We start from the raw sequence: 15,243 nt of genomic DNA on the forward strand, positions 1-15,243 counted from the left end.
ACGCCGCGCCAAAACCGCTTGAAACACGCCATGAAACTCAAACTTTCACTCAGCGTCAAATTCAACCTCGTGTTCCTGCTCATCTTTTCGATCGGGCTGGTCGCGGCCGGCGTCGTTTCGGATCGCCTTTTGCAAAAGCAGGCGTTGGACGAGACCGTTCATGACGCCAACGTGCTGATCAGCGCGGCGGCATCGATGCAGAACTACACGGCCGCGCACATCACGCCGCTCCTCGCGACGCAGATCAAATATCAGTTCGTGCCGGAATCCATCCCCGCCTTCTCGGCGATCGAAATGCTCAATCTCCTGCAGAAGGATTTCCCGAAATTCTCGTACAAGTCGACGATGGTCAATCCGACCAATCCGCGCGACCGGCCCACCGATTGGGAAGCCGATGTCATCAGCCATCTGCATGACCGGCCCGAACTCAAGGAACTGACTGGCCAACGCGATGCGCCCGGCGGCCGCACGCTGTTTCTCGCGCGCCCGAGCCGCATCACCGACTCTGCCTGCATGCAATGCCACAGCAACCCGAGCGCGGCGCCCGCCACCATGCTGGACAAGTACGGTTCCACGAACGGCTTCAACTGGCCGATGAACGAAGTGATCGGCGCGGAATTCGTGTCGGTTCCGATGGCGCAGCCGATCGAACGCGGCCGCGCGATCTGGCGCGCGTTCATGCTGTCGCTCGGCGGCGTGTTCGCGGTCGTACTGGTCGTGATGAACGTGATGATGCATCTGCTGATCACGCGGCCGATCCAGTTGCTGTCGCGCGCCGCCGATGAAATGAGCCTCGGCAAGCTCGGCGCGACGCCCTTGCCGGTGAGCGGATCGGACGAAATCGCATCGCTCGCCGTGTCGTTCGGGCGCATGCAGACGAGTCTCGTCGAGGCGTTCAGGATCCTCGACGAAGAAGAGGCCTAGGCCATGCCCTCCCCGGCCGACTTCCCCGCCCAGCTTGGCCGTTACGTCATCGAACGGATACTCGGGCGCGGCGCGATGGGCGTCGTCTATCTGGCCTTCGATCCGCACATCGAGCGCCAGGTGGCGCTGAAGACCATCCGGCGGGAACTGGCGCCGGGTGAAACGCCGGACGAGTCCGCGCACGATCTCACCGCCCGTTTCCTCAACGAAGCGCGCGCGGCGGGCCGTCTCGTTCATCCGAACATCGTGGCGGTGTACGACTACGGCGAAGCCGGCGACACCGCCTTCATCACGATGGAATACGTGCGCGGCGAAAGCCTGGCCGCGCATCTCACGGAGCACGTGCGCGCCGGTTCGCGCATGGGTGCGCCGCGTGCGCTGAGATGGTTCGTACAACTGCTCGATGCGCTCGACTACGCGCACGGCGCGGGAATCGTTCATCGCGACATCAAGCCGGCCAATCTGCTGATCGCGCAGCGTGGCGAATGCAAGATTGCGGACTTCGGCATTGCGCATCTCGATTCGTCGTACCTGACGCAATTCGGCACGATGCTCGGCACACCGAGCTATATGTCGCCGGAGCAATTCACCGGCGATCCAGTCGACGCGCGCGCCGATCTGTTTTCGGCCGCCGTCGTCCTGTACGAAATGCTGACCTGTGTGTGCCCGTTCACAGGAACGCCGAGCGTGGTGATGCAAAAGGTCCTCAACGACACGCCGCCTGCGCCGAGTACCATCGCGCCGGATTTGCCCGGCTATATCGACGCGATGCTGATGAAAGCATTGTCGAAGCGTCCGCAAGACCGCTTCGCTTCCGCGCGAGAATGGCGCGACACGTTGCTTGCCGAACTCGCCGCCGATAACGAGGACGCCGAGCGCACCGTGCTCGCCTACGCGAGTCCCGCCGCCACGCTCGATGTGGCGCCCGCGTCAGGGAAGTCAACAGTATCGGGAGCATCGAGAACCTGGCCGCCCGAATGGATCGCGCAACTGGAGGCGCGGCTCGCCAGTCACGTAGGCCCGGTGGCGACCTTGCTGCTGCGGCGTGCATCGGCGAGCGCCGCCGACGTCAACGCGTTACGCGAGCGGCTCGCCACGTACCTACCCGACGAGGCCGCTCGCCGCGAATTCGATTCGCTTTTGTCGCAACTGGATGCCGGCTCTTCGCGCGCGCGGCCGGCGCAAAAGATCAGTGTCGACGAAGTGAGCGACGCCACGCGTCAGCTCACGACCTATCTGGGCCCGATTGCACGCGTGATCGCACGCCGTGCGGCCGCGAGCGCCCCCGATCTGCAAACGTTCCATGCACGTCTGCTCGACACCGTGCCGCAACAAAAAGACCGGGACGCACTGCGCCGCGCGTGGAAAAAGAACACGACGATTAACCACGATTAACCACGACTAATCGCCCTCGAGCAGACGCAGGAACAGCGCGGCATCGAACGGCCCGTCATGCCGATGCACGATCTCACCCGCATCGCACCACCATACGCTGTCTGCCTTGCGCGGCGCGATACCGGACGATTGCGCCCGCAACGTGGTCAATGACGTCTCGAACTCCGTCAGTGAAAAGTCCGGCTTCAAGGTGGATAGCGCAAGTTCAGCGGCATCGGCATGCCACGATGAAGCGGACACACAGGCATCGCCGTCGACCGGCTGCGCGATCACGAACGGGAAGTAGCGTCCGACCGCATCGATGCCCGGCATCAGCACGCCGGTGTGCGCGTCTTCGGCGACCACGCCGCGCCGTGCCGCGAAGCACCACACGGGCATGGCGAGATACCGGTTCAGCCAGTCCTCGGCATAGCGTTCGCGCGCGGCAACGAGGCCGCGTTGCAGCCATGCATCCCAAAGCGCCACGAATCCGGCGGACAAGCCCCGCCCGACGAAATCGCCATGCGTGCGGACTTTGCCGTAGAAGCCCGCGCCCGCCAGATCGTCAGGTTTCATAGCGACGCGGGGCAACGAAAACGGTCGAGCACGCCCGCGCGAAACGGATTGTTCACGCTGTTCGCGACGAGCGCGAGCGACACGCGGCCCCCATCAAAGGACACGTTGAAGTGATCCGCTTGACCCGACTGCTGGATGCGCGCGGCATCGAAGAGATGAAACAGCGCCCATGGCCCGTCCGCGCGCGGCGGCGTGCTTTGCGCCGGGTCGAGCTCGACGTGCGCCTGCGCCGTGCCTTTTCCGCTCGGCCACTGGAACGCGGCGGTGGCGTTCGGCGCGTCGCTCGTCGCGGTGAGTTGCTGACCGTCGATATCGAGCACGAAGCGCTTGAGCGACGGATCGAGCGACGCGACCTTCACCGTGAAGCGCACCGAGACATCCCGGCCGCCGTCGCGGAACAAGGCGTCGCGCAACATGGCCGCGTTCTGGAATTGAACTGGAACATCGTCAGGAATGCCGAGCGATTTTGCTTCCGGCCGCCATTTCCACACCGCGCCGGAGGTATCCACGCGATTCTGCAGGTTCTTCTGGAAAAAGTCGTCGATGAGGCCGCCCGGCGCCAGGATGCGCGCGAAGTCGTCCGGCGCGGCGTCGCGCGTCGACGTCCTCACGAGCGGAAAGCGCCCGTCGAGCGCCTGTCTGCACGCGGGCGCCACGCTCGCCGCCCAGAGCGCACGCAGTTGCGCGCGCTGGCTCTGAAGCTCGACAGTGTCCGAATTGCCGGCCACGCCTTGCAGCACCGCTGCGAGCGGCGCGGGCGCGTTCTGGGCAAGCAGCTTCAGGCGATCGAGCGGGCCGGTCGCGGGCAGCGGCAACGACTGCTTGCGCGCGGTGTCTTCCGCCTGCAGCGTGGCGGCCGCGTCCTTGAACGCGTTGATGGCTTCGTCGAGCGGCGGACCGGCCAGTTCGTGCAGCGGCTGAAAATGCGTATCGACGAGTGTGGGCGCCGGCGCTGCCGCCGCTCCGCCTCCCGTCCCGAGCGTGTTGCCGAGGTTCTGCTTGAGCGCATCCAGCTTGCCCGGCGGCGCGGGTGCCGGGGTGAAGGTCGTCTCGCGCGCGGCGGCCTGAATCAGGCCGCGCAACGGCGAGGTCGGCGATCCCAGCAGATTCGCGATGCGCGCGCCCTGATCCGGCGCGGAAAACGGCACGACGGCCACATCGGCGAGCAGGCCGTCCCATTGGCGAATCGTCTGCTCGCTGTAGATCTGCGTCAATGCGGCGCGCAGCGCATCCGTACCGCCCGGATCGGGACGCGCCTCCGCACGGCCGAGCACCCAGTCGTCTTTCGACAGGTCGGCGAGCGCGGCTTCGCGCAAACGCACGAACGCGTCGAAGCCCGCACGCGTGTAGGCCCCATTCACACCTTGCGTGAGCGGCGCTCCGCTCTTCCTCACGAACACCAGCAGGCCGCTCGATCCGGCGGCTTTCGCGATTGTGAAGTCCGGCAGACGAAGCTGCGCCAGTTGTTGCTCGATACGGCCATCGAGACGCTGCGCGAGCGGCACGCGATTTAGCGTGGCCCGCGCCTCTCCGATCAGGTTCTGGTCGAGCGGCAGGTTCGCATCGAATTGCCCCGGGCGGAACAGGGCTTCCAGATGGCGGTCGATGCTGGCGCGCTGCGCGTCCGTCGCGTTCTGAAGCGCGCCGCCCTGCCAGGCGTGCATCGCCCAGACGCGCAGCGCGGCCGGATCGAAGTGCGTCGGATCGCCGAGCATCAGATACGCCCGCAGCGCTTCGTATTGCGTGGCCGGGTTGTCGGCGTCGCCGCGGCGCAGTTGCTCTTCCATGCGCTGCACGACGATCGGCAGCAACGTCTGGCGCAACAGGCGCTGATACACGCGCTGCGCTTCCAGCCCGAGCTTCTGCCGCTGGTCGAGGCCGAGCTTTGCCCACCACGCGTCGTGACCCGCCGCGCGTTCAGCCTCACCGCCGGGCAGATCGCGCGCGGCGTCGAGCAGCGGCAAGATCGTCAGCGGATCGTCGCCGGCCGTCGTCTGCTGCGCGCGCTGGGTCAGCGCGGCGATCTGCTGGCGGCTTTCTTCGACAAAGCGGCGGTTCGCCCGGTCGCTCGCGAACAGGCCGATCAGCCCCGCCGCCAGCAACACGCCGATCACGCCGATCGCCACCTGCTGAAAGCGCGCACGGCGGCGCTCCACGCGCGGATTGCTGCCCGCAATGCCCGCCTCCTCGAAGATCACATCGCGAAGCAGTCGCTTGACGAAGTAAGCGCGCCCGCTCGACGAATCCGTCAGCAACACCTCGCGCTGAAGTCCGAGCGACGCCGCCATTGCGCTCATCATCCGGTCGAGCGGCCTGCCGGTTTGCGTCCCGCTCGTGAAGTACACGCCGCGAAGCATGGCGGCGCGAGCGAAACGCGACTCGCCGAACGCATCGTCGAGGAAACGCTGCAGCGCGCTCTCGATGCCTGCAAACTGCTGCGGGAAAGCGTAGATCAGCGCGCGACGGCGAACATCGGTCTCCTGCTGCATGCGCTGCAGCACGCGATCCTGCAACTGCCGGTGCAGCAAGCGGAATTCATCGGGAAAGCGCTGCAGCGGAGAATCGACGTTCGCGGCGTCCCCCGTGTTTTCACGGTCCGCGAGCGGGAATGTCACACCCCAGACCTGCTCACGTTCGTCGCGGCCCAGGTCGTCGAAGAATTCGGCGAAGCCGGCGAGCATGTCGCTTTTCGTGACGACGACATAAACCGGCAATTGCACCCCCAGTTGCCGGTTCAATTCGGCGAGGCGTTCGCGCACGGACGCAGCATGCACGGCGCGAGCCTTGTCGGACTGCTGCAACAGATCGGACGCCGACACGACGGCCATCACGCCGTTCAGCGGGCGACGCGGGCGGTACTTGCGCAGCAAGGCGAGAAAGCCGAGCCATGCGCCGCGATCGGCTTCCTCGTGACTGTCCTGCGTCGTGAAGCGGCCCGCGGTGTCGAGGAGCACGGCGTCGTCGGTGAACCACCAGTCGCAGTTGCGCGTGCCGCCGACGCCGCCGATCGCCTGCGCGCCGAGCCGGTCCGCGAGCGGAAAGTTCAGACCCGAGTGGACGAGCGCGGTCGTCTTGCCCGCGCCTGGCGCGCCGACGAACATGTACCAGGGCAGGTCGTAAAGCGTCCGGCGGCACAGGTTCAGCCATGAAAAAACGCCGCGCATTTTTCCTTCGCCTTTGCCCTTGCCTTCGGATGGGCCCTGCACGTGTCGCAGCGTTTTCATGGCCTCCTCGAAGCGCGTGCGCAAGACTTCGAGATCGGCAGCTGCGGCCTTGCGCGCCGGACTCGGCTCGCGATTCGCCGGATCGAGCGCATCGGCGACGAGCCCGCGCACGAAGTTCGAACTCGCGATGCGCGTCTTCACGAAGCGGGTCCCCCACCAGAGCGCCCAGCACGCAAAAATGATCGCGACGACCAGCCAGCGGCGCGACTCACTTTCAAGCGGCGCGCGGCCGTCGAAAGCGAACAGCGGGCCTTCGAACCACACGAGCGCCGACAGCGCCAACACGCCGGCCAGCGAGACGACGGCCGGTCTCCTCAATCCGCTTATTAACCCATTCAACCCATTCAACAAATTCATGGCGCCGCTCCTGGCGAAAGAATGTCAATGGTCACGCGCCGGTTCCTCGCACGTCCGGCCGGGCTATCGTTCGATGCGATCGGCTCGGTGTCGCCGCGGCCTTCGGCGCTCACGCGCGACGGCGTGTCGAGCTTCGCGGCGATGATGGCCCGCACCGTGTCCGCGCGCGCCTGCGACAGTTCGACATTGGACGGGAAGCGCACCGACACGATGCGCTGGTTGTCCGTATGCCCGACCACGACGATGTTGCCCGGCTTGTTCTGCAAGGCCTGCGCGATGCGCTGCATCAACGGCGCGAAGTGCGCGTCGAGCTCCGCGCTGCCCGACGCGAAGAGCTGCGTGCCTTCGGCTGCGTTGTTGATCGTCACGGTGGTCCGGTCCGCGGACTCGCCGACCGAGACAAGGCCTTGCGCGATCTCCGGCGCAAGGAACCCGGCGAGCGCTGCAGAGAGCCTGGGCGCGGCGTTCGTCTTTGCCGCCAGCACGGGCGCCGGCGCGACGCGAATCGTGCGCATGGACGCGAAGACCGGGTCGGAGAAATCGTTGATGCGAATGCCGAGCACGAGGCTCGTTGTCATCAGAACGAGCCCGGCGAGCGCCAAGGCGACCCACAGCGGCACGAACTGCAGCAGCCGCCTGGCTTCGCGCGCCGCGGGCTGCCAGTGCGGCGAGAGCGCCCGTTCGATCGTGCCGCGCTGCGTGCGGATCATCTGCTCGAGCCGTTCGCGGATCACGTCGAGCTGCGACTTGCCGCCGTCGATCAGCCGGTAGCGTCCGTCGAAGCCGAGGGCGAGCATCAAGTAGATCAACTCGAGCAGATCGATGTCGGCCGCCGGTGTCTGCACGAGGCGCTGCAGGATCACGAAGAGCCGTTCGCCGCCCGAGGCTTCGTTATGAAACGTCACGAGCAGGCTGCGCCGGCCCCATACGCCCGCGCCCCACGGCGTCGCCGCGATCGCCTCGTCGATGAACGTGCACAGGCAATAGCGAGCGGGGCCGAGTTGCGCGTCGGGCACGCCGAAGGCACGGCCATCGGTTTCAAAGCGGCGCATCAGCTGGATCAGTTGCATGCGCAAGGCGTCGAGATCCGGATGACGCGTGAGCCGTCGCAGCGGCAGCGCGAGCTCAAGCAGCGGATTGGCCGCCCGCAGGAGCGGATTGCGCCCGGCGAGCGAGGCATCGAGCGGCGCGAGTGTCTCCGGCCGTCCTTGCAGCCCCGCCTCCGGCTTTCTGGACTCGCGCCCGCGGCCCGGCGTCGGCATTCTGATGGTGCGCGCGGCGTCGAGAAAAGCCGCGTCGTCAAGCGTCGGATCGGTGTCGTTGGTCATGGCAGAGTCCTTGTTTCGCCGCCTTCGAATGGCGTAGCGTCAGGGGCGTGGCATCGTTGGCACGATCAGCGGCGAATCGCCCAGCATTCAATCGCGAGTCCGGGGAATTCGCCCGCCACGTGCAGCGCCATCCCAGCCGACGTGGCAAGCGAAGCCCAGGCATCGCTCTTGTCGTCGAGCTCGAAATAGGTGTAGCCCGCGTAAAACGGCAATTGCCGCGGCGCCGCGGGCAACGCGCGCAGCCGAATGCCGGGCAACTGCAAATTGACGAGATCGCGAATCTTCTCGATGCTGCCGATCTTCACCTGGCTGCTGAACGCGGAGAGCAGCGTCTCGGTGGGCACTTGCGCGCGCACGGCGAGCACGAAGGTCGCACTCGTGAAGAGCGAGCGATCCGCGACCTGTCCCACGCGCAAGCCGTATTTGCGCTCCTCGAGCGGGATCGACACGACCTGTGGGTCCGCCACGCGGCTCAACGCCAGCCGCAACGCGTCGATCACCGGCGCGAAGGTCTCCTTCAGGCGCTCTTGACGGTAAGCCGGAAACAGCGGCGGCCGCCGCTCGCGCTGGCTGAAGGTCGCGAGTTCGCCGGCGAGCGCCACGCTCGCCTGATACAGCGACTCGGGATGCAGGCCGGTCATCGCGCAGAAATGCGCGACCAGCGGCTGCGCGCGGTTGACGATCTGCAGCAGCAGAAAGTCCGAGATCTCCGCCATACCCGCGCCATCGGGTTGTGCAAGCCTACCCGCGAGCGCTTCGCCGCGTTGTTGCAGGAGGCCGCTCAGTTCCACCGCGAAGCGCGCGAGCCGGTCCGCGACGTGGTAGTCGAGGCACGGCGGGCAATAGTCGCCATCGAGCAGGATGCGCGAGTCGCTCATGCGCTCGGTCACACGCGCGACGCCCGCATACGCGTGCGCGTTCGCCACGTCCGGCTCGAGCGCGAGACGCAGGCGCAGTTTGCCGATCTGCAACAGCGTGACGAGCGCATCCGGGTCGTTGCTGTCGTGAACTTCGAAATCGCCCGCGCCGTAGCGGGTGAGATTTTCCGCGCTGTCGGGGCCGCCAGACTCCGGCGCGCCCGGCCGGCGCACCGGCAAGGCCAGCACGATCAACTGGTTTGACGTGCCTTCCGGAATGTCGAGCGGTGCGGGCAAATCGCCGTCGGCAGGCAGGTTGAACGGCGTGCCGTCGGGCAACACGCCAGCGGCCGCGCGCAGCGCGAGCTTGCCGAGCTTCAGGAGCGCCTCGTCGATCTCGAGCTTCGTGAAGCCCCAGCCATACGCGCGCAGGCCGCCCGCGCGGCCTTCAAGCTGCGTCTCGATGTGCCGGTCATGCTGCTGCAAATGCTGTGGCTGAAGGAACATGCCCTCCGACCAGATAACCTTGTTATTCCAGTACATGGCGTCAGTTCTTTGAGGATTGCAGAGCGTCGAGCTGCGCCTGATAGGCACGGCCGAACGGTTCGCCGAAGCTGCGCTGGATGTCGTCGCCGGCATCGCGCGCCACGTGCTCCCAGATCTCGACGAACCGCTGCCACAACCGGGCGCGGCGATTGCCGATGAGCGCGTCGAGACGGCCCGGCGGGTCGAGCGAACGTTCGATCGCTCCAGGGTCGATGCGCTCCATCGCATGAGCGAGCGTGGCGCGCATGCCCGCAACCATCGCGAGTTCGTGCGCCTGGATATCGCGGAACGCCGCACGCATAGCGTCCTGCGGCGGCAGGTAGCCGTTGTCGCGCGCGCCGAGCATTTGCGCAAGCGCCCGGTCGGCGTCGGGGAAGAACTTGAGCGGGTTGTTGTCGCGCTCTTCGATCATCGTCATCGCCATGCGCGTCTCGCGCTTGATCATGGCGCGCGAGCGCAAGGCGGCCATGGTGCCTTGTGTCGCTTCGCGCAGCATCGCGCCCACGAGGTGCGCCAGATCCGCAGGCTCGACGTGGCTCACGGCGGCGGGCTCGATGCCGAGGCCTTCGATCAGGGCGTCGAGCAAGGAAGCGTGATCGGTGCGCGGGGTGGCGCGCTGCTCGGCGTCCTGCTTGCGGCGTTCGCGCGCTTCATGAACCGGCGAGCGCGCCGGCCTCGACGCGACTTCTGCATTCGGCGAACGCAGGCCGGGCATCTCGGCGTCTCGCGAGAGCGGCTGCGGCTGCGGCTGCGGCACCGCGGGTATCGCCGACACAGCGTGTTCCGGCGACACATGCTCGAAGCTCCGCGAAAACGGCACCGGTTTCTCCACCGCGCGCGCGCCGATATCGCGCAGCGGATCGCCGGGACTGAGCGCGTCGATCAGCGCCTCACCGGCGTTGCCGCGAAAGTGTCCGGGCTCGCGCAGGAGTGGCGTCGCGGCCAGCGGATCCGGCAGAAAAAGCGCATCCGCCCCGCCGGCGGGTACCGCATCGTGCGGCCCGTTCCAGTCGTCGGGAATCAGGGGTGTCGGCGGCGGCGCTTCGAATTCCGGCGTGCCTGGCTTGGCCTGCGAACTCGCCGACGACCACGCGTCGGGGTCAGCGCCGACGTCGGGCATCGACTGCGTCATGATGGTTTCGTCGACCACGAAGCGCCCATCCGCCTCCCCGCTCACCGACACGACGAGCGTGTACGCGCCGATCCCCACGCGATCGCCCTCCTTCAGAAGTGCCTCGTGCGTGCCGTCAAGCGCGCGATCGTTGAGCAGCGTCGGATTGCTGCCCGCATCGACGAGCACGTACGCGTTCTCACGTCGCTCGATGCGTGCCTGGATGCGGGAGATGCCGCGTTGCCCATCGCTCAGCACCATCGTGCAATCCGGCGCGCGGCCGAGCGTGGCGCTCTCGCCCTCGATCTCGATCGCGCGCGGCGACGCGCCCTCGCCGCTTTGCACCGTCAATGTCAGAGTCATCGCGTTCTCTCCTATTTGCGGACCTTATGCGTGCCGTCGTCAGCGTCGCGCGGCGGCGTGGGCGGCGGCGGCGGTACCGCGAGCGGCACGGGGGGAACGCCGGGGCCGAGCGGAATCGGAAAACTCGACATCTCGATCGTTTCCGGACCGATGAGGATGTATGACGCCCCGGCCCGCAGCACGATGGTCGCGCTCGACTCGATCTCGACCGACACGCCCGCCTTGATCTGCACCGCCACGCCCGCGTCGAGCGAATAGGCTTCGCCGACGAACTGGTTGTGCGTGGTCATGGTCGCGGCCGACACGCCACCCAGCACGCTGGACTTGCTGCTGCCAAGCACCGTGTCGTTGCGCGTGCCGCGCGTCTCGCGGAATTCGTCGCCGCCGATGCTCAGATGCCGCTCGCCGGATACGTTCATCAGCGCGTCGTGCCGGACCCAGGTCTCGTGATCGCGTTCGGCGTGGAAGAACAACTTTTCGTCGCCCTTACGATCGTCGAAGCGCACCTCGTTGTAGCCATTGCCGCCCTTGGTGGACTGGCTCTTCAACGTCGATACCGCGCTCGCGGCGGGCAGCTCGTACGGCGGCATGTTCGTCGAGTTGTAAACCGCGCCCGTGATCACGGGCCGGTCCGGATCGCCCTCGATGAACTCGACCAGCACTTCCTGCCCGACGCGTGGCAGGAACATCGTGCCCCAGCGCCGGTTCGCCCAGCTTTGCACGACGCGCACCCAGCAGCGGTCGAGCCGGTTCCCATTGTCCGGCTGCGCGAGCTGCTCCCAGTGAAACTGCACCTTCACCCGGCCGTACTGATCCGTGAGAATCTCTTCGCCTGGCGGGCCGATCACGACGGCCGTCTGCGGTCCCGCCACACGCCGCACCGGCGTGGTCCTCGGCGAGCGGAAGGTGTTGTCGCTGCGAATCGCGCGGAAGCTGCAATCGAAGATCGGCTGTGTGGAATCGCTCGTCGACACATAAGCGTCCGAAACGATCTCCGCGCAATTTTCGATCACGAGGTACTGCCGGTTCTGCGCGCTGCCCGGATGATCCCGCAACCGGAACAGTCCGCCCGGCGCAATGCCGCGCGACGTGGAGCGCCCTTCGATCGCATCGTTCTGCGTTTCGTGAATCTCGGCGTTGACGCGTGCAAGCCGTTCTCCATCGCCCGCCTTGACGTGCCCCGTCAGGTGCTCCTGCATCAGATAGCGCGGCGGATCGAAGGGCGCACTGCGCGTCGCGCGCGCGACCATTCCTTCGCTGTTGCTGACCGAGGCTTTCTCGAAGTCGTAGTCGTTCACCTCGTAGCGGCCGGTCTGGAGCGTCGCACCCGACATCCAGCGGTACACGCATTCTTCATCCTGCTCGGGCGTATCCCAGGCCTGAAACGGAATCGACTCGTAGTGTGCGATCGGCCGATGCTCGGCGCTCGAATCCGCCAGCACGAGTGTGTGCTTGCCGCCCGCATGCTCGAAGAAATAGTGGATGCCTTCACGCTCCAGCAGCCGGCTGACAAAATCGAAATCGGTCTCGCGGTACTGCACGCAATGTTCGAGCGCGGGATAGCTCGCCGTGCAGGCATTGCGAAAGTCGATATCGAACGACTCCAGCACCTGCGTGACAATCTGCGGGACCGTGCGCTGATAGAAGAACCGCCGGTGCGACGCCTGCGTGAGCAGCCACAGCCGCGGGTGCATGACAGCGTCATAACGCGCCATGCGGTTGTGGGTGGTGTCGCCCGGAGCGATCAGACGCAGCGTCGTCACGATGCCGTTGAACTGGCGTTGACCGCCGGCGGGATAGTCGAGCGTGACGGACAGGTTCTCCCCCAGCACCGCGCCGGGGTCGATATCGTTGCGCGTGCTCAGGAACGCGAGCTCGAAGCGGCTCAGGCGGCCCAGGACCTCGCTCGCGGACATCCGCAGAAAGACCGCCTCGTCGCCGAGCGGCGCGCACTGCATGCGTACGTGGCGCGTGCTAGTCGAAGGCATAGGTGAACTCCTCTTCTTCGACGCCAACGTGCACGCGCGCGAGCGTTCTGCCGTCGATTACGCGCGACAGATACTCCGTGCTGATGCGCGGCAACACGCTGTTGGTGAGAATCGCGTCGATCATGCGACCACCGCTTTCGAGGCGCGTGCAGCGCTGCGCAATCTGTGCGACGACGGCCTCGTCGTAGGTGAACGGCACCTGATGCGTGCGCGTCACGCGTTCGGCCACGCGCCCGAGCTGCAGGCGGATGATCGCGCGCAGCATGTTGTCGGAGAGCGGGTAATACGGGATCGTCACCATGCGCCCGAGCAAGGCGGGCGGGAACGTGTGCAGCAATTGCGTGTGCAGTTCCTGTTCGATGGCGTCCAGCGGCGGCAAGGCGAGCGGATCGCGGCACAGTTCGGCAATGCAGTCGGTGCCCGCGTTCGTCGTCAACAGGATCAGCGTGTTGCGAAAGTCGATGGAGCGGCCTTCGCTGTCTTCCATCCGGCCTTTGTCGAAGACCTGAAAGAACAGTTCGTGCACATCGGGATGGGCCTTCTCGACTTCATCGAGCAGCACGACGCTATGCGGGCGGCGGCGCACGGCTTCGGTCAGCACGCCGCCTTCGCCGAAACCAACGTAACCGGGCGGCGCGCCCTTCAACAGCGAAACCGTGTGCGCCTCCTGATACTCGCTCATGTTGATCGTGATCAGGTTCTGCTCGCCGCCATACAACACATCGGCCAGCGCCAGCGCGGTCTCGGTCTTGCCGACACCGGACGTGCCGGCGAGCAGGAATACGCCCACGGGCTTGTCCGGGTTGTCCAAGCCCGCGCGCGAAGTCTGCACTCGCCGGGCGATCATCTGCGTCGCGTGTTGCTGGCCGATGATCCGGCCGTCGAGCAGTTCGTTCAGCCGTAACACGTTGCCGATTTCGTTCTTCAGCATGTTCAGCACGGGCACGCCCGTCCAGTCTTGAACGACCGCCGCCACCGCGTGACGATCGACGCCCGGCAGAATCAGCGGCGCGGCGCCTTGATGCTCCGCGAGGCGCCTTTGCTGCTCGCGCAGCGTGGCGAGATCGGCATCGGGCGCGCCATCGCGCAACTGGGCGCGGCGCGCGAGGATATCCTTCACCATCTCGAGTTCGACATGCCAGCGCGCCTCGAGCGCGGCCAGCCGCTCGGTTTCGTGCTGCAACGCGGCCGATGCGGTCTCGTAACGCGCAGTCGTATCGATGCCGATTGCACCCTCGCGCGCGATCACGTCGAGTTCCGTCTGCAGCGCCTCGATGCGCTTCTGGGCGTCGTCCACCTCCGGCGGCGTGGCGTGCTGGCTGACCGCGACGCGCGCGCATGCAGTATCGAGCAGGCTCACGGACTTGTCGGGCAATTGCCGCGCGGGAAGATACCGATGCGAAAGCCGCACGGCCGCCTCGACGGCCTCGTCGAGAATCTGCACGCCGTGATGCGCCTCCAGCGCGAGCGCGATGCCGCGCATCATCGTGACCGCGCGCGCCTCGTCGGGCTCGCGAACCTGCACGACCTGAAAGCGCCGCGTGAGCGCCGGGTCCTTTTCGATGTGCCGCCGATACTCCGACCACGTCGTCGCCGCGATTGTCCGCACGCTGCCGCGCGCGAGCGCCGGCTTCAGCAGGTTCGCAGCGTCGCCCGTGCCCGCCGCGCCGCCCGCGCCAATCAACGTGTGAGCTTCGTCGATGAAGAGGATCACCGCGCGCTCTGCCGACTGCACTTCTTCCAGCACCTGGCGCAAGCGCGCTTCGAACTCGCCCTTCACGCCCGCACCGGCCTGGAGCAGCGCGACATCGAGCGTACGCAGCGTCACGTCGCGCAGCGCTGGCGGCACGTCACCCGCCACGATCCGATGTGCGAGACCCTCCACCACGGCCGTCTTGCCCACGCCAGCCTCGCCCGTCAGAAGCGGATTGTTCTGCCGGCGGCGCATGAGAATATCGATCACCTGACGAATCTCGTCGTCGCGGCCGACGATCGGATCGAGCTTGCCTGTGCGCGCTTCTTCCGTCAGATCGATCGTGTAACGCTGCAAGGCGTCCCGCGTGCCGGATGGCGTGTTTAGCGGTTGTGAGCGCGTCACGACAGGCTCAAGCGCCGCTTCCGGCGAACCGTCGAGCACGCTTGCGAAATCGTCAGCGAATTCGTCGAGCTTCACACGATCGAATTCGCGCGAGATGCCGCGCAGCGCGTTACGCAATGCGGGTGTCTGGAGCGCCCCGATCAGCACGTGCGCGCTGCGGACCTTCTGTGCGTCGAAGAGCAGCGAGCCATTCACCCACCCGCGTTCGACGGCTTCCTCAAGTTGCGACGAGATATCCGTGATCGACGTCGAGCCGCGCGGCAGACGATCGAGCGCATCGGTCAAGTCACGCGCGAGCGCCGCGATCTCGATGCCGAAATGCCGGATCACGCGATGCAGATCCGAATCCGGCAACTGCAGCAATTGATGCAGCCAGTGCACGAACTCCACATACGGATTGCCACGCAGCCGGCAGAAGGTGGTCGCGCTTTCCATCGCGCGAAAGCTAAGCGTGTCGAGTTTGCCGAACATGACGGCGCGGCTGATCTCTGCCATTT

At 66.3% G+C, this 15,243-nt stretch carries 9 protein-coding genes; 2 read left to right on the plus strand and 7 right to left on the minus strand.

What is annotated here, in order from left to right; genetic code table 11:
* Window positions 1-30: 30 nt before the first annotated feature.
* Window positions 31-924, plus strand: a complete 894-nt coding sequence (locus B0G76_RS12130) for a DUF3365 domain-containing protein (protein ID WP_120292398.1) — start codon at window positions 31-33, stop codon at window positions 922-924.
* Between the two features lie 3 nt (window positions 925-927).
* Entirely contained in the window at window positions 928-2,319 is a 1,392-nt protein-coding gene (locus B0G76_RS12135) for a serine/threonine-protein kinase (protein ID WP_120292400.1), read from the plus strand.
* A 6-nt stretch (window positions 2,320-2,325) separates the two neighbouring features.
* Here the strand turns inward: B0G76_RS12135 and tagF are convergent, their stop codons facing one another.
* From tagF to tssH, 7 genes are all read right to left on the minus strand, one after another.
* Window positions 2,326-2,874 (minus strand): type VI secretion system-associated protein TagF, encoded by a 549-nt coding sequence (tagF, locus tag B0G76_RS12140; protein WP_120292402.1) that lies wholly within the window; start codon window positions 2,872-2,874, stop codon window positions 2,326-2,328.
* Window positions 2,871-6,455 carry a type VI secretion system membrane subunit TssM gene (gene tssM, locus B0G76_RS12145; RefSeq protein WP_120292404.1) on the minus strand — a complete coding sequence of 1,195 codons (3,585 nt, stop codon included), beginning with the start codon at window positions 6,453-6,455 and terminating at the stop codon, window positions 2,871-2,873. The genes tagF and tssM overlap by 4 nt, the downstream gene beginning before the upstream one ends.
* Complete coding sequence (gene tssL / locus B0G76_RS12150) at window positions 6,452-7,783, minus strand: type VI secretion system protein TssL, long form (protein ID WP_120292406.1); 1,332 nt, start codon at window positions 7,781-7,783, stop codon at window positions 6,452-6,454. The genes tssM and tssL overlap by 4 nt, the downstream gene beginning before the upstream one ends.
* Before the next feature lie 65 nt (window positions 7,784-7,848).
* Window positions 7,849-9,183 (minus strand): type VI secretion system baseplate subunit TssK, encoded by a 1,335-nt coding sequence (tssK, locus tag B0G76_RS12155; RefSeq protein WP_120292408.1) that lies wholly within the window; start codon window positions 9,181-9,183, stop codon window positions 7,849-7,851.
* Between the two features lie 4 nt (window positions 9,184-9,187).
* A complete protein-coding gene (gene tagH / locus B0G76_RS12160; RefSeq protein ID WP_120292410.1) occupies window positions 9,188-10,660 on the minus strand; it encodes a type VI secretion system-associated FHA domain protein TagH in 1,473 nt (490 codons plus the stop codon).
* A gap of 11 nt (window positions 10,661-10,671) precedes the next feature.
* The gene (locus tag B0G76_RS12165) at window positions 10,672-12,648 is read right to left on the minus strand and encodes a type VI secretion system Vgr family protein (RefSeq protein ID WP_120292412.1); all 1,977 of its coding nucleotides are present in this window, start codon (window positions 12,646-12,648) and stop codon (window positions 10,672-10,674) included.
* Complete coding sequence (gene tssH / locus B0G76_RS12170) at window positions 12,635-15,241, minus strand: type VI secretion system ATPase TssH (RefSeq protein WP_120292414.1); 2,607 nt, start codon at window positions 15,239-15,241, stop codon at window positions 12,635-12,637. Before tssH ends, B0G76_RS12165 begins: the two co-directional genes overlap by 14 nt.
* Between the last annotated feature and the right edge of the window lie 2 nt (window positions 15,242-15,243).

Origin of the sequence: Paraburkholderia sp. BL23I1N1 (assembly GCF_003610295.1) — a bacterium.
In the GTDB taxonomy this organism is placed as follows: domain Bacteria; phylum Pseudomonadota; class Gammaproteobacteria; order Burkholderiales; family Burkholderiaceae; genus Paraburkholderia.